Source organism: Streptomyces solicavernae, assembly GCF_029968095.1.
Classification (GTDB): domain Bacteria; phylum Actinomycetota; class Actinomycetes; order Streptomycetales; family Streptomycetaceae; genus Streptomyces; species Streptomyces solicavernae.
Genome location: NZ_JASCIR010000003.1, coordinates 351,877 through 366,152 on the forward strand (window position 1 = coordinate 351,877; position 14,276 = coordinate 366,152).

A 14,276-nucleotide genomic window follows, 5' to 3' on the forward strand; every position below is an offset into this window, starting at 1 on the left:
AGTATCGGCTACTCGCTACGCTTGACCTGTCACGGGGGCCGTCACCCGGCCCCGGCACTCCACACGCAGGGGGACGGCTTCATGTTCCGGGTGCTGCTGATCCTGGTGCCGCTGGCACTCAGCATCTACGCGTTCATCGACTGCATCACCACGGACGAGCAGGAGGTCCGGTACGTCCCCAAGCCGCTCTGGGCGATTCTCGTGCTGCTCTTTCCGCTGGTCGGCTCGGTCTCGTGGCTGGTCGTGGGGCGCGACCGCACGGCGCGCCGCCCGTCCGGGGCACGCGGCGGCTGGGTCGCGCCGGACGACAACCCGGAGTTCCTGCAGACGCTCAAGAAGGACGAGCCGGAGCCGGACCTGGACGAGGACGACAAGGGGAACCCGCCGAAGTAGGGCTTCTTCCCCTGCCCGACCTCCACCCGCCCCTACCCCCGCGACGCGTACACGTCCCGGAACCGCTGCCACCGGTCAGGCGTCCAGCGCGACCACTCCGCCGGACGCCCCGCCAACGCCTCCGCCAGATACTCGAAGTGATCGTGCCACCCCGCCAGGCAGTCCAGGCGCAACGCGTCGTCGCCGCGGAAGTCGCTCGTGAAGCGGACCGTCGTCCCCCGCGTGCCGTCCGGCTCCAGATGGAACCGCATCCGCCCGTGCAACGAGTCCAGGGTGTACTCGGCGATCCGCTCCACGTCCCACGCGGTGACCCGCCCCGAGTGGCGCTCGCCCGCCTGGTTGAGCCAGCGCAGAACGACCGCGCCGCCGAGCCTCGGTTCGAGGACATCGGCGGCGGCGAGCCACTGGGGCAGCCCCCGCGCAGTGGCCACGGCGAGCCACACCTGCTCGACGGGATGCGGCAGATGCAGCTCGAAGTGGAGGTGCTGGATTCCGTTCTCGGTCCGGCTGGTGCCCTGTCCGATCGTCGCGGTCATGGCTCCAGCCTGGCGCGGTTGCGGAACATCCGCACCCGTGCAGGTCGGACGGGGCTCAGACGCCCGCGTACGAGTGCTTGCCGGTGATGAAGATGTTGACGCCGTAGTAGTTCCACAGCCAGGTCGCGAAGGCGAAGAGCGCCAGGTAGGCGGCCTTGCGGCCCTTCCAGCCGGCCGTCGCGCGCGCGTGCAGGTAGCAGGCGTACACGATCCACGTCACGAACGACCAGACCTCCTTGGGGTCCCAGCCCCAGTAGCGGCCCCAGGCGTCGCCCGCCCAGATCGCGCCCGCGATGATCGTGAACGTCCACAGCGGGAAGACCGCGGCGTTGATGCGGTACGAGAACTTGTCCAGGGACGCCGCCGAGGGCAGCCGGGACAGCACCGAGTGCGCGAAGGTGCCGGGGGTGCCGCCGCCCTCCAGCTTGCTCTCGTACGAGTCGCGGAACAGGTAGAGCAGCGTGCCGACCGCGCCGAGGTAGAAGACCGCTCCGCAGAAGATGGCGGTGGAGACGTGGATCCACAGCCAGTACGAGTCGAGGGCCGGGACCAGCTGGTCGCTGTCGGTGTAGAGCCACGTGGTGGCGATGCCCAGGTCGAGCAGGACCGTGGTGACCAGGATCAGGCCGATCCAGCGGACGTTCTTCTTCAGCGCCAGGAACAGCAGGTACGCGCCGACGGCCACCGTGGAGAAGGTGATCGAGAACTCGTACATGTTGCCCCAGGGGGCGCGCATCACGGAGAACGCGCGGGTCGCGACGCCGCCCGCCTCCACGAGGAAGGCGAGCACGGTGAGCGACACGGCGATCCGGCCGTACATGTCGCCCTTCTCCGTGCCGCCGTGCGCGCCGGGGCCGTCCGGCACGTCACGGGAGCCGGAGGCGGTGCGCGTGACGACCTTGGGGCGCTCCAGGACGGCGGTGCCCCCGGCCTTCTTGACGGTGACGGCGGGGGCGGCGGGGGCAGCGGCGGCGCTCGTGCCCTTGGTCGTGAGCGCGGCGGCGGTGCGGCCGACCTTGCTGCGGCTGCCGAAGGTCCATTCGGCGATGTGCGCGAGGAAGGCCAGGGTGTAGACGGCCATCGACGAATAGATCAGGACATTACTGATGTTCGCCAGGTTCTCGTTGGTGGCGGCGGCGAGATTCACTGAAACCTCCGGACAGGCAGTTCCGCCCGCTGGTACGTAGTCGTAGTACCCGGGCTGGTTTCAACCCGGCTGGTGTTGATCGCAGAAGACTCGGTCGTTCGCAGAGCGTCGGAGCAGCGTGAGCCGGGAACCCCTCTCCATCTGCGCGAGGGAGGACTCAATTCTCAGCCCCTTCGGCAGATCGTTCGGAGACGCTGGGCGCCCTCGAATGGAGTTTCTCCGCAAGGCCGCCCAGCTCCTCCGGCAACTGGGTGGACTCACTACGCCCCAGGCCCGCCATCTCGACGACGGTGGTGCCGTCGGCGTGCCGCACGGCGCGGACCCAGACGCGGCGGCGCTGGATGAACAGCGAGCCGACCAGTCCGACGAGGGCGGCGCCGGCGCCGGCCAGCGCCCAGCCGTTGCCGGGCTGCTGGGAGATCTGGAAGGACGCCCACTCCCTGAGGTCCTTCTCGAATGTGATCGAGCCGGCGCCGTTCGGGAGCGTCATGGTCTCGCCCGGCCGGATGCGCTGCTTGAACAGCTCGCCGTTCTCGTCCTTGAACTCCTTCATCTTCGACGTGTCGAGCTGGTACACGTTCTGCGGAAGACCGGAGTCCACGCCAAGGCTGCCGTGGTACGCGGAGAGCGCGAGCACCGGGTACTCGGGCGCCGGGAACTGGGAGAACATCTCGCCCTTGCCCGCGCCCGCGAAGGTCGGCACGAAGAAGGCGTTGAAGCCGAGCTGTTCCTTCTTGCCGTTCTTGTCGCGGTAGCCGTCGGCGACCTTGATGGCGCCGGTCGAGGTGACGTTGGAGTCGATCGGCAGCATCGGCACGGCACCGTGGTAGACGGTCTCGCCGCGGCCGTCCTTGACGGTGACGACGGGCGCGTAGCCGTGGCCGATCAGGTGGACCTTGGCGCCGTTCACCTCAAGCGGCGAGTTGACCTCGATGGCCGTCTTCTTCTCCGGCCCGTCGGCGCCCTCGGAGTAGGTGATGTGCGCCTTGTAGATGCGCGGCGTGCCCTTCTCGGGTCCGCTCTTCTCGTACGTGTCCTCGAAGCGGTCGAGCGTGAAGCTGAACGGCTCCAGGCTGTCGTTGTCGAAGAGGTTGCCGGACTTGAAATCGTCGTACTGCGTAAGGGTGTTGGCGAAGCCGTCGCCCTCGGTGATCAGCTTGCCGCCCTCGGACTTGAAGAGCGTGCCCGCGGCGAAGGCGATCAGCATCACGATCAGCGAGACGTGGAAGAGCAGATTGCCGGCCTCGCGGAGGTAGCCCTTCTCGGCGGTGACGGCGTCGCCGGTGAGCTCGGCGCGGAAGCGGCGGCCCTTCAGCAGCGCCAGGGCCTGCTCGCGCACCTGCTCGGGCTCGGCGTCGGTGCGCCACGTGGTGTACGCGGGCAGCCGGTCCAGGCGGCGCGGGGCGCGCGGGGGGCGGCCGCGGAGCTGGCCGACGAACTGCCAGGTGCGCGGGACGATGCAGCCGATCAGGGAGATGAACAGCAGGATGTAGATCGCGGAGAACCACACCGAGCTGTAGACGTCGAAGAGTTGGAGCTTCTCGTAGATCGGGGTGAGCGTGGTGTGGGCTTCCTTGAAGTCCTGCACCTTGAGCTCGTCGACGCTGTTCTGCGGGATGAGCGAGCCGGGGATCGCGCCGAGCGACAGCATGAAGAGCAGGATCAGGGCGACCCGCATCGAGGTGAGCTGCCGCCAGAACCAGCGGGTCCAGCCGATCACGCCGAGCGCCGGCAGGTTCGGGGCGTCGCCGCCGGTGTCCTCCTGGGGCGCGGTGCTGAGCTGCGATCCGGCGCTGCCCAGGTCCTTCTCGTCGGCGGGGTCGGCGGGGTCGGCCGCGTTGCCGGCTGCGGTGTCGGTCTTGCTCACGATCAGATCCCCACGGTGAAGCCGGAAGTCCAGGACTGCATCTGGGACACCAGGTGGTCCCAGACGCCGGTGACGAGCAGCAGGCCGGTGGCGACGAGCATGCCGCCGCCGATCCGCATCACCCAGACGTAGTGCCGCTTGACCCAGTCGAACGCGCCGAGCGCCCGCCGGAACGCGATCGCCGCCAGGATGAACGGCACGCCGAGGCCGAGGCAGTAGGCCAGGGTCAGTATGGCGCCACGCCCCGCGCTGGCCTCCTGCAGGGAGAGCGCGGTGACCGCGGAGAGGGTCGGGCCGATGCAGGGCGTCCAGCCGATGCCGAAGAGCACGCCGAGCATGGGCGCGCCGAGCAGTCCGGACACCGGCCGCTTGTGGAACCGGAATTCGCGCTGCGTCAGGAACGGCATGGCGCCCATGAAGAAGAGCCCGAGCACGATGGTCAGCGCGCCGAGCACCTTGGAGATGACCTCCCGGTGCTCCAGGAGCGTCGAACCGAAGCCGCCGAAGAGCGCGCCGCCGGAGACGAAGACGGCGGTGAAGCCGAGGACGAACAGCCCGGCCCCGGCGGCCATCCGGCCCCGCTTGGCCTCGGCGAGGTCGGTGCCGGAAACGCCCGTGACGTACGACAGGTAGCCGGGGACGAGCGGCAGGACGCAGGGCGAGAAGAAGGAGACGAGGCCGGCGAGGAGAGCGATCGGCAGGGCCAGGACGAGGGCGCCGGTGAGGACGGTCTCGTTGGGGGCCGCGGCGAGGGCGGTCACCTGGGTGCCGTCGAGCGTCGCGGCGAGGGCGTGCATCACGTCTCGCTCACTTCTCCGCGAGCAGCGGGTCGATCATCTGGTGCAGCTGCTTGTCGTTGACGGCCTGCAGGGCGCGGGCCGCCAGCTTGCCGTCCCTGTCGATGACGATCGTGGACGGGATCTGCTGCGGGGCGAGGCTGCCCTTCGGGAACTGCAGGATCAGCTTCCCGGAGGGGTCGTAGAAGCTCGGGTACTCCACGCCGTGCTCCTCCTCGAACTTGACCGCCGGGCCCTTGTTGAAGTCACGGGTGTTGATGCCGACGAACTCGACGCCCTTCGGCTTGAGCTCCTTGGCGACCTTCACGAGGTACGGCGTCTCGACGCGGCAGGGTCCGCACCAGGAGCCCCAGACGTTGAGTACGACGATCTTGCCCTGGTAGTCGTCGAGGCTGAGCGGCTTGCCGTCGAGGCTCTTGCCCTCCAGCTTCGGGGCGGCCACGCGCTCGGACTTGTCGAGGCTCGCGATGCCGTTCTTTCCGGTGACGAAGTTGGTGTTCCCGGAGCCGCCCTGGGTGCCGCCGTCGCCGCAGGCGCTCAGAGTGAGGGCGGCGACCGCGGCCCCGGCTGCGAACAGGGAGGCACGTCGGAAGACAGGACGGCGGTAGCTCATGTGAAAAGTTTCGCATGACCGTTTCGAGGATCTTGGGCGCCCCCCGGCGCGTACGAAACGGCCCGCTCAGGCGGCTTTGCCGAGTCCGCGCCAGCCTTCCGCGGGGGCCTGGCCGACGGGGAGCCCCTGAAACTTCTCCAGCACCTTCGGGTCCTGCGCGTCGAGCCAGTCGACGAACTGCCGGAAAGAGACCAGGCGTACGTCCTTCTTCCCCGCGACCGTCTTCAGGGTCTCCTCGACGGCGTCCATGTAGATGCCGCCGTTCCACTGCTCGAAGTGGTTGCCTACGAAGAAGGGCGCCCGGTTCGTCTCGTACGCGCGGTGGAAGCCGGCGAGGTAGGACTCCGTGGCCTGCCTGCGCCAGGCCGGGTAGTTGTGGGGCGGGGCCTTGGTGGAGTTCTGGGACTGGTTGGCGAGGATGTTGTAGTCCATCGACAGGACCTCGAAGGTGTGGCCGGGGAACGGCATCGCCTGCAGCGGAAGGTCCCATATGCCCTGCTTCTTCACGGGCCAGCGCTGGTGGCCGCCGGGCGAGGAGGCGTCGTAGCGCCAGCCGAGCTCGCGGGCGACGGGCAGCAGGTTCTCCTGGCCGAGCAGGCAGGGGGTGCGGCCGCCGACGAGTTCCTTGTCGTAGTCGAAGGGCAGCGAGGGCAGGTCCGACCAGCCCGTGTTCGTACGCCACTCCTTGACGAAGGACGTGGCCTGGTCGATCTCGTCGCGCCACTGCCGGGGCGTCCAGTTGGCGACCGAGCCGGTGCCCGCGCAGAAGTGGCCGTTGAAGTGCGTGCCTATCTCGTGGCCGTCGAGCCAGGCCTGGCGCACGTACTTCAGGGTCTGCTTGATGTGGTCGTCGGTGAGGTAGCCGATGTCGGAGGCGCCGACGGTGTTGTTCGGCGGGCGGTAGCGGCGCTTCTTCGCCTCGGGCAGCAGATAGAGGCCCGAGAGGAAGAACGTCATGTGCGCGTCGTGCTCCTTCGCGAGCTTCAGGAAGCGCGGGAACAGGCCGTTGCCGACCTCGCCCGCGCCGTCCCAGGAGAAGACCACGAACTGCGGCGGGGTCTCGCCGGGCGCCAGCTTGCGCGGCGCTCCGGGCTGGTGCGGCTGCTTTCCCGTGAAGGACGTGGAACCGTCGCCTATCGCGCGGCCCTCTATGGGAGTGTCCTTCCCCTTCGCCCGGCCCGCCGGCTTCGCGTCGTCCGTGCCGGTGCCGCATCCGGCGAGCCCCGCGGCGGCCCCGAGGCCAACTCCCAGTCCCAGCAGTCCCCTTCGGCTGTAGTCGCGCATTTTGTCCCCGATTCTCCGTACTCGTACCCGCACTCCACGTAGGTGGGCATACCGGTAGATAGCGGGGGAGGCGAAAGGGTTGCGCCAAGTGGCTTGATTCTTCTGGCGCCCACACGACAGAAGGGCCAGACACTGAGTAAGTGCCCGACCCTTCTTGCCGGTTGAGGACGGTTGAGGACGGTTTAATGTTGATTGAGGCCGGTTTGATGCTGGTTGAGGCTTATTAGGGCCTGTTAAGCCTTCATCGTCCGATTCATACCGCTACGCCCCGAACGCCTTGTCCTTGCCCTTGACGCCCTTGACGCCCTTGACGCCCCTGCCCGGCTTCGCACCCGCGAGCAGATGCGCGGGGACCAGGTCACGGGCCGGCTCGGAGTACCCCACCGACACGATCTTGTCGCCGCGGTACGTGAACGTCGTCAGCGAGGCGAGCGTGCACTGCCGCCTGCGCGGGTCGTGCCACAGTCGGCGCCTCTCCACGAAGCTGCGCACGATCCAGATCGGCAGCTGGTGGCTCACGCACACCGCCTCGTGCCCGCGGGCCGCGTCCTTCGCCGCGTCAAGGGCGCCCATCATCCGCACGACCTGCTCGATGTACGGCTCGCCCCAGGACGGCTTGAAGGGGTTGACCAGGTGCCTCCAGTTCTCCGGACTCTTCAGGGCGCCGTCGCCCACGCCGAAGGTCTTGCCCTGGAAGACGTTGTCCGCCTCGATCAGGCGCTCGTCCGTGGCCAGATCCAGACCGTGCACCTTGGCGATCGGGGCGGCCGACTCCTGCGCGCGCTCAAGCGGCGAGGACACGACATGCGTCACGTCCCGCCCGGCCAGGTGCTCGGCAACCCGGTCGGCCATCTGCCGGCCGAGCTCGGACAGGTGGTACTCGGGCAGGCGGCCGTAGAGGATGCCCTCCGGGTTGTGCACCTCACCGTGGCGCATCACGTGCACGACGGTGAGGTCGTCCCGCCCGCTCATGCCGTGGCCTCCGCCGCCGCGCGGGCCGCGGCGGGCAGGGCGTCCGCGATGCGCTGGACCGCGCGCTCGTCGTGCGCCGTCGAGACGAACCAGGACTCGAAGGCCGACGGCGGCAGGTACACGCCGTCGGCGAGCATCGAGTGGAAGAACGCGGTGAAGCGGAACGCATCCTGCGCCTTCGCGTCGTCGTAGCTGCGCACCTCGTTCTCCGTGAAGAACACCGAGAACATGTTGGACGCGGTCTGCAGCCGGTGCGCCACGCCCTCCTTGCTGAGCGCCGCGCCGACCAGGCCCTGCAGCTCCTTCGACACCGCGTTCACCTTGTCGTACGCCGCGTCGTCCAGGAGGCGGAGCTGGGCGAGGCCCGCGGCCGTGGCGATCGGGTTCCCGGAGAGCGTGCCCGCCTGGTAGACCGGGCCGGCCGGGGCGAGGTGCGCCATCACGTCCGCGCGGCCGCCGAACGCCGCCGCCGGGAAGCCGCCGCCCATGACCTTGCCGAAGGTCAGCAGGTCCGGCACGACGCCGTCGACGCCGAACCAGCCCGCCTTCGACGTACGGAAGCCGGTCATGACCTCGTCCGAGATGTACAGCGCGCCGTTGTCCTGGCAGAGCTGCTTCAGGCCGGCGTTGAAGCCGTCGCGCGGCGGGACCACGCCCATGTTGCCGGGCGAGGCCTCGGTGATCACGCAGGCGATCTCGCCGGGGTGCGCGGCGAAGGCGGCCCGCACGGCCTCCAGGTCGTTGTACGGCAGCACGACCGTGTCGCCCGCCTGGGCGCCGGTGACGCCCGGGGTGTCGGGCAGGCCGAACGTGGCGACGCCGGAGCCGGCCGCGGCGAGCAGCGCGTCCACATGGCCGTGGTAACACCCGGCGAACTTGACCACCTTGGCGCGGCCGGTGAACCCGCGGGCAAGCCGGATCGCGGACATCGTCGCCTCGGTGCCCGACGACACCAGGCGGACCTGCTCGACCGGCGCGATCCGGTCCACGATCTCCTCGGCGAGCGCGACCTCACCCTCCCCCGGCGTACCGAACGACGTGCCGCGCGCGACCGCGTCCTGCACGGCGGCGATCACCTCGGGGTGCGAGTGCCCGAGGATCATCGGACCCCAGGAGCACACCAGGTCGACGTACTCACGGCCGTCGGCGTCGGTGAGATACGGACCGGTGCCGGACACCATGAAGCGGGGCGTGCCCCCGACCGCGCGGAAGGCGCGCACGGGAGAGTTCACGCCGCCGGGCGTCACGACGGCCGCTCGGTCGAAAAGCGTCTGCGAAACGGGGGCTTCGTATGAATACGGCACTTTGGTCCTGATCTGCGATGCGTCGGCGAGTGGGACGACGGTGAGTGTGACGACGGCGGAGGTCGACGGGGATCGGCGCGCGTCGGCGCCGTCGGTGGCCAAGTCCGGCCAAGTCGGTGGCCAAGTCCGTGGCCAAGTCCGGCCAAGTCGGTGGCCAAGTCGGTGGGGCCCGGTCCTAACGGCCGGGCGTCAGCCCCCTCTCGTCTGCGAGACTGGGTGGACATACGGAAAGCTCACACAAGCCATGGTGTCAGAGCCCTCGGACATCCTGTGGACAGGTGTTTCAGCACGGCTGTTCACACCCACGTTTCGGCGTACGGTCACGGGGGAGGTCAACTGACACGATGATCGGGTTGCGCGGCGTCGCTGTGTTACCTAAAAAAGCAGTCGGGTGGAGATATGCATCGCGGTGGCGGACTGGGCGAGGGGACCGACGACCTCGGTCCCCGGCGTGCCCGCCGGGGGAGGCACCGTAGGGAACCTGAGGCCGCGGAGTCGGCGGACACGGCGGCGGACACGGCAGCGGCGGACACGGCAGCGGGCGCGGCCGGCCGGCGCGACGCCACGGCGGGTATCCCTTCGAGCACGGGGAGCAGGAGTGGCCGGGTGGGGGTGACCTACAAGTACTTCGGCGCTCCGGACGGTGCGACCGCCGCCCGGGTGCCGATCTCGATGCGCCCGGAGGAGCTCGGGGGCGACGAGCTCGGCATGGGCGGAATGTTCACGAAGATCAAGCCGGAGACGATGGCCGCGATGGTCCTCACCGGCATCGAGGGCATACCCCTGCACAAGGTGCCCCCGCTCGAACTCGTCGTCCTGCACCCCGACTACGCGGTGGTGAAACTCCCGATGACGGTCGTCGACCCGCTCCGCGGCATCGGCGACGAGGCGGTCGGCGCGGCCGCGTTCATCTGGTCCACGGTCCCGGACCGCGGCGGCCCGCGCGATGCGTTCAACGTCTACCAACTCCTGCACGAATGGCAGGACTTCAGCCACCGGCTGCATGAGGCGGGGCATCAGCCCTACTGCCTTGTCTGGCCCTGACCGAACCAGCCGTCCGGCCCTGACCGGACCGACCGTCGGGCCCTGACCGGACCGACCGTCGGGCCCTGACCGGACCTGCTGCCTCGCCCTGACCGGACCGACTGCCCGAGCCTGAGCGGCTGTACGACGAGTTGGGGCTGGTCACGCCTGCACACTGGTGGCGGACGTGGGGAGGCGGCCGGGGATTGGCCGACCGTCCGTCAGGGCGCCGGGGCCGGCCTCGTCGACTCGTCCAGCGCCGCGGCCAGTCGGTTCCGGAGTTCCGTCTGGGCCGCGATGCGGCGGTCGAGCACGGCGAGGCGTTCCCGCGCCACGGCCAGGCCCTTCGGCGCGGGCGGCGCCTCGGCCACGTCACCGTCCAGGCAGGGCGCGAAGACCCGTACGTCGTCGAGGGTGAGGCCCACCGCGAGCAGGTGCCGGATGTTGCGGACCCGGACGACCGCGCCTTCGCCGTAGGCCCGGTAGCCGTTCGGGGCGCGCTCCGAGGAGATCAGTCCGGCCTGCTCGTAGTGGCGCAGGGCGCGCGCGGTCGTACCGGTGCGCGCCGCCAACTCCCCTATCCGCACCGGGATCCCGCTCCTCCTCGCGCCGTTATCCGCCCACTCCCCCTGCCCGTACCGGTCATCCCATCACGACGTACTTCTCGTCCCGCACGCGGTCAGGCCACCACCGCACCCCCGTCGACCGGCAGCACGACACCCGTCACGAACGACGCCTGCGGCGCGGCGAGCCCGGTGATCGCCCAGGCCACCTCCTCCGGCCTGCCGATCCGGCCGAGCGGTGTGTGCGCCAGCTGCCAGTCGCGGAGTTCCGCGATCCGCTCCGGCGACAGGCCCTGATGGTCGCCGATCGGCGTCTCCACAGCGCCGGGCGCGACCGCGACCACCCGCACCCCACGCGGCGCCAGCTCCACCGCCCAGCTACGGGTGAGGAGTTCGAGGGCCGCCTTCGTGGCGGCGTACACCGAACTGCCCGGGAAGGCCCGCTGCCCGACCGACGTACTGACGTTGACGATCACCCCGCGCCCCCCTTCGGCGAGCAGCGGAAGCGCCGCCTGCGACAGCAGGACCGGCGCGACCAGGTTGGTGGCGAGCTGCTCGTCGACCGCGCCGCGCGTGACCGCCCCGAGGGCGCCGCTGCGAACCACGGCGGCGTTGTTGACGAGCACGTCCAGACGTCCGTACGTCCGCTCCGCCGCCTCGACGATCCGCTCGGGGCCGCCCTCCGCCGTGATGTCCGCGACGATCGGGGTGATCAACTCCGGGTGGGGGGCGGCGGTCTCCCGCAGCGGCCCCGGCCGCCGCCCCACCGCAAGCACCCGCGCCCCTCCGCCCGCAAAGGCCCTGGCGGCGGCCCGCCCGATGCCGGTACCTGCACCGGTCACGCAGACGACTCGGGGGGTGGTGTTCGTACGCGGGTCCGTGTTCGTACGAGGGTCCGTGTTGTTCGTACGAGGGTCGGTGTCCGTGCGCGGGTCTGTGTCCGTGCGTTCGTTGGCGTTCATGGTGGGAGCTTCCGACCCTGACGCCAACGGCAAGGTCAAGCCCGCCGCTCGGCCCCCTTGCGCGCGCGGGCGCGGGCCCAGGCCCGGGTGGCGGTGCGTGTACGGATGCGGGCACGGCCGCGCACCGGCCGCAGGACCTGCACGAGCTGACGGCAGCCCTCGCACCACACGTCCGAGCGCCGGGCGGCGCGCGCGGCGGCGTTGGCGTCGTCGAGGAACAGTGGGTCGCCGCGGTGGGTGAGGCACTCCACCTCGTACCGGTCGTCGGCCCGCCCCGCCCCGCGCAGCACGGGATCCGCGGCCGCCAGGGTGTCGCGGGTCCTGATCTGCGCTCCGGTGTCCCTTCGGGTGAAGACCCGGCCGTCGGCGTCGATTTCGCGCACCTCCTGCTCGGCCTCCCGGACCGCCGCGCGGCGGGCGAGCGCACCCTCCGGGTCGGGGGTGAGGGCCCGGGCCGCCCTGGACCGCAGCTTGTCGAGAGCCGTCTCCACGCGTCGGGCGTACACCCTGAGCGTCGCGCGAAGGCGCCGGCGCCGCACGTCCTTCACATCGAGACCGGCGTACTTCGGGCCGAGACGCGCGTCGTACGCCACGTCGACCGGCACGCCGGCCGGTATGCCGCTGCTGCTCATGAGGCGATGACTCCTTCGGCTCCCCGAGGCAGCTGTCCCCCACGGGAGTCGACTCTAAGGCGGATACGGAGGCCCCGCCCGTTCTGCGCTGTGTGCCCTGTGCCCTGTGCGCTGTGTGCGCTGCGTGTCCTGTGCGCTGTGTGCCCTGTGCGCTGTGTGCCCTGTGCACCGTGCTGCGCGCCCCGCACCCTGTGCCCCGCGCCCCGCGCGAGACGGAACGGTTCGCGGGGTGCTCTGTATCGCCGACGGGCCCCAGTGGCACACTGGCACGTCGACCCGGAGGGAGACCGGACGTGCCCATGATCCGCAAGCTGCGCCGCATGGTCGGCCGCGCCAAGCGCCGCACGGTGGACCTCAGCCATCCGGCACGCTCCCCTCTCGGCAGTGCCGTGGTGAACTGCGTCGTCTACCAGGACGGCAAGCGCCGCGCCGACGGCCGCGCTGACGTCTCGGCCGCCCAGGCCCTGGCCCGCGTACGCAAGGAGGGCGAGGGCTTCGTATGGATCGGCCTGCACGAGCCGACGCCCGACGAACTCGCAGCGCTCGCCGAGCCGTTCGGCCTCCACCCGCTGGCCGTCGAGGACGCCGTCCACGCCCACCAGCGCCCCAAGGTGGAGTCGTACGACGACATGCTGTTCGCCGTCTTCAAGTCCGTCTGCTACGTGGACCACGACGAGCTGACCGCCAACAGCGAGGTCGTCGACACCGGCGAGATCATGGTCTTCACCGGCCAGGACTTCGTCATCACCGTCCGCCACGGCCGGCACGGCTCGCTCGGCCCGGTCCGCGAAGCCCTGGAGGCCGACCCGGAGCAGCTGGCCAAGGGCCCGTCGGCCGTGCTGCACGCGATCGCCGACCATGTCGTGGACGAGTACCTGACCGTCGCCGACGCCGTGCAGGAAGACATCGACGACGTGGAGTCCCAGGTTTTCGCCGCCCAGCCGGACCGCTCGGGCGGGCGGGCCGACGCCGGGCGGATCTACCAGCTCAAGCGCGAACTCCTGGAGCTGAAGCGGGCCGTCTCCCCGCTCAGCCGCCCCCTGCAGATCCTCGCCACCCGCACGAACACCCTGATCGCCCCGGACATCCAGCCGTACTTCCGGGACGTCGCCGACCATCTGGCCGGGACGAGCGAGCACATAGCGTCCTTCGACGCCCTCCTCGACTCGATCCTCCAGGCCCACTTGGCCCAGGTCACGGTCGAGCAGAACGAGGACATGCGCAAGATCACGTCCTGGGCCGCGATCATCGCCGTCCCGACCATGGTCTGCGGCGTCTACGGCATGAACTTCGAGCACATGCCCGGCCTCGACTCCCCCTACGGCTATCCCGTTCTCATCGTCCTCACCGTCCTCGCCTGCTTCCTGCTGCACCGCATGCTGCGGCGCAGGGGGTGGCTGTAGGGGGGCGGCTGCAGGGGCGGTCGGTTGCGGCCGGCCCGTCAGGGACCCGGCACGTGCAGAGCTCGGGCGTGTTCTCAGGGGCGCCAGTGCGGGTCGCGGCCCAGGGCACCGAGGAGGCGGTCCTGCTCGGGCGCGTCCGCCGGTACGGCCACCGGCTCGCCGATCACACCCGCCTGCCGTGCCGCCGGGGCGAGGCCCTCGTACGCGGAGACGAGTTCGGTGAGGACCACCGGTTCGATCACGTGGTCCCGGCCGGTCGCGCGGGCCAGGTCCCAGGCGTGCACGGCGAGGTCGCCGAGCACCATGTGGCCGACCGTGCGGGCCGGGAAGTTCATCGCACCCGTCGTCCCCTCCTCCGCCCCGGGCTCGCCCCACGCGGCGGCCAACCGCCGGGTCTCCTCGCCGAAGCGGTCCCGCCAGTCGTCGCCCCGGCCGACCGCGTCGGGCGTCTCCCCGAACTCCGCGTCCTGCTTCACCGCAAGTGCCTGGAACTGCACGACCACTTGCGTGAGGTGGTTCACCAGGGCTCGTACGTCGTACTCGGAGCACGGCGTGCGCTGTCCGAGCTGCCCGTCCTCGATACCCCGGATCACGGCGACAGCCTGCACGCCCGCCGTGTCCAGGAGTTCGCTGATGCTCTTCGTCATGCCCCGAACGTAGGCGACGGCCGGTGCCCGCGCCTTGAAGAAATGCGACAGCCCTCCCCTGTTCCCACCCCCGTCCTGGACTCCGTTGTTCCCACCCCCGTCCCCGACCCGACCCGTCCTAGACTCCGTTCGT

Annotated in this window: 15 protein-coding genes; 3 read left to right on the plus strand and 12 right to left on the minus strand. The window is 70.3% G+C overall.

Annotated elements, in window-relative coordinates; translation table 11 throughout:
* The first annotated feature begins 81 nt into the window (after positions 1 to 81).
* Complete coding sequence (locus QIS99_RS06535; RefSeq protein WP_282511360.1) at positions 82 to 393, plus strand: PLD nuclease N-terminal domain-containing protein; 312 nt, start codon at positions 82 to 84, stop codon at positions 391 to 393.
* Positions 394 to 425: 32 nt separating this feature from the next.
* On the opposite strand, the gene QIS99_RS06540 is transcribed toward QIS99_RS06535, so the two are convergent.
* The 8 genes from QIS99_RS06540 to hemL all read right to left on the minus strand — a co-directional run bounded on the left by QIS99_RS06540 (position 426) and on the right by hemL (position 8,913).
* Complete coding sequence (locus QIS99_RS06540; RefSeq protein WP_282511362.1) at positions 426 to 929, minus strand: SRPBCC family protein; 504 nt, start codon at positions 927 to 929, stop codon at positions 426 to 428.
* Between the two features lie 55 nt (positions 930 to 984).
* Positions 985 to 2,076, minus strand: a complete 1,092-nt coding sequence (ccsB, locus tag QIS99_RS06545) for a c-type cytochrome biogenesis protein CcsB (RefSeq protein ID WP_282511364.1) — start codon at positions 2,074 to 2,076, stop codon at positions 985 to 987.
* Positions 2,077 to 2,233: 157 nt separating this feature from the next.
* Positions 2,234 to 3,943, minus strand: a complete 1,710-nt coding sequence (gene resB / locus QIS99_RS06550; protein ID WP_282511366.1) for a cytochrome c biogenesis protein ResB — start codon at positions 3,941 to 3,943, stop codon at positions 2,234 to 2,236.
* Between the two features lie 2 nt (positions 3,944 to 3,945).
* Positions 3,946 to 4,740, minus strand: coding sequence for a cytochrome c biogenesis CcdA family protein (locus QIS99_RS06555; protein WP_282511435.1), 795 nt, complete (start codon positions 4,738 to 4,740; stop codon positions 3,946 to 3,948).
* A gap of 10 nt (positions 4,741 to 4,750) precedes the next feature.
* Positions 4,751 to 5,353, minus strand: coding sequence for a TlpA family protein disulfide reductase (locus QIS99_RS06560; protein WP_282511368.1), 603 nt, complete (start codon positions 5,351 to 5,353; stop codon positions 4,751 to 4,753).
* A 66-nt stretch (positions 5,354 to 5,419) separates the two neighbouring features.
* Positions 5,420 to 6,637, minus strand: a complete 1,218-nt coding sequence (locus QIS99_RS06565) for a polysaccharide deacetylase family protein (RefSeq protein WP_282511370.1) — start codon at positions 6,635 to 6,637, stop codon at positions 5,420 to 5,422.
* Positions 6,638 to 6,898: 261 nt separating this feature from the next.
* Entirely contained in the window at positions 6,899 to 7,609 is a 711-nt protein-coding gene (locus tag QIS99_RS06570; protein ID WP_282511372.1) for a histidine phosphatase family protein, read from the minus strand.
* Positions 7,606 to 8,913 (minus strand): glutamate-1-semialdehyde 2,1-aminomutase, encoded by a 1,308-nt coding sequence (gene hemL / locus QIS99_RS06575; RefSeq protein ID WP_282511374.1) that lies wholly within the window; start codon positions 8,911 to 8,913, stop codon positions 7,606 to 7,608. Before hemL ends, QIS99_RS06570 begins: the two co-directional genes overlap by 4 nt.
* 399 nt (positions 8,914 to 9,312) lie before the next feature.
* Here hemL and QIS99_RS06580 point away from each other — a divergent pair, with 399 nt between their 5' ends.
* Entirely contained in the window at positions 9,313 to 9,957 is a 645-nt protein-coding gene (locus QIS99_RS06580) for a hypothetical protein (protein WP_282511376.1), read from the plus strand.
* Positions 9,958 to 10,157: 200 nt separating this feature from the next.
* Here the strand turns inward: QIS99_RS06580 and QIS99_RS06585 are convergent, their stop codons facing one another.
* The 3 genes from QIS99_RS06585 to QIS99_RS06595 form a co-directional block, all read right to left on the minus strand.
* Entirely contained in the window at positions 10,158 to 10,523 is a 366-nt protein-coding gene (locus tag QIS99_RS06585; protein WP_282511378.1) for a MerR family transcriptional regulator, read from the minus strand.
* 92 nt (positions 10,524 to 10,615) lie between these two features.
* On the minus strand, positions 10,616 to 11,461 hold the full coding sequence (locus QIS99_RS06590) for an SDR family NAD(P)-dependent oxidoreductase (RefSeq protein ID WP_282511380.1): 846 nt from the start codon (positions 11,459 to 11,461) through the stop codon (positions 10,616 to 10,618).
* Positions 11,462 to 11,496: 35 nt separating this feature from the next.
* Positions 11,497 to 12,093 carry a hypothetical protein gene (locus tag QIS99_RS06595; RefSeq protein WP_282511382.1) on the minus strand — a complete coding sequence of 199 codons (597 nt, stop codon included), beginning with the start codon at positions 12,091 to 12,093 and terminating at the stop codon, positions 11,497 to 11,499.
* A gap of 299 nt (positions 12,094 to 12,392) precedes the next feature.
* Here QIS99_RS06595 and QIS99_RS06600 point away from each other — a divergent pair, with 299 nt between their 5' ends.
* Positions 12,393 to 13,496, plus strand: a complete 1,104-nt coding sequence (locus QIS99_RS06600; protein WP_282511437.1) for a magnesium and cobalt transport protein CorA — start codon at positions 12,393 to 12,395, stop codon at positions 13,494 to 13,496.
* Between the two features lie 74 nt (positions 13,497 to 13,570).
* Here QIS99_RS06600 and QIS99_RS06605 read toward each other — a convergent pair whose 3' ends face one another.
* Positions 13,571 to 14,143, minus strand: coding sequence for a TIGR03086 family metal-binding protein (locus QIS99_RS06605; protein WP_282511385.1), 573 nt, complete (start codon positions 14,141 to 14,143; stop codon positions 13,571 to 13,573).
* Positions 14,144 to 14,276 lie beyond the last annotated feature (133 nt).

Bases quoted from the DNA above. Each gene is read 5' to 3' on its own strand.
- QIS99_RS06535 (WP_282511360.1), top strand. From the start codon at position 82: ATGTTCCGGGTGCTGCTGATCCTGGTGCCGCTGGCACTCAGCATCTAC.
- QIS99_RS06540 (WP_282511362.1), bottom strand. From the start codon at position 929: ATGACCGCGACGATCGGACAGGGCACCAGCCGGACCGAGAACGGAATC.
- QIS99_RS06555 (WP_282511435.1), bottom strand. From the start codon at position 4,740: ATGCACGCCCTCGCCGCGACGCTCGACGGCACCCAGGTGACCGCCCTC.
- QIS99_RS06560 (WP_282511368.1), bottom strand. From the start codon at position 5,353: ATGAGCTACCGCCGTCCTGTCTTCCGACGTGCCTCCCTGTTCGCAGCC.
- QIS99_RS06565 (WP_282511370.1), bottom strand. From the start codon at position 6,637: ATGCGCGACTACAGCCGAAGGGGACTGCTGGGACTGGGAGTTGGCCTC.
- QIS99_RS06570 (WP_282511372.1), bottom strand. From the start codon at position 7,609: ATGAGCGGGCGGGACGACCTCACCGTCGTGCACGTGATGCGCCACGGT.
- QIS99_RS06580 (WP_282511376.1), top strand. From the start codon at position 9,313: ATGCATCGCGGTGGCGGACTGGGCGAGGGGACCGACGACCTCGGTCCC.
- QIS99_RS06590 (WP_282511380.1), bottom strand. From the start codon at position 11,461: ATGAACGCCAACGAACGCACGGACACAGACCCGCGCACGGACACCGAC.
- QIS99_RS06595 (WP_282511382.1), bottom strand. From the start codon at position 12,093: ATGAGCAGCAGCGGCATACCGGCCGGCGTGCCGGTCGACGTGGCGTAC.
- QIS99_RS06600 (WP_282511437.1), top strand. From the start codon at position 12,393: ATGATCCGCAAGCTGCGCCGCATGGTCGGCCGCGCCAAGCGCCGCACG.
- QIS99_RS06605 (WP_282511385.1), bottom strand. From the start codon at position 14,143: ATGACGAAGAGCATCAGCGAACTCCTGGACACGGCGGGCGTGCAGGCT.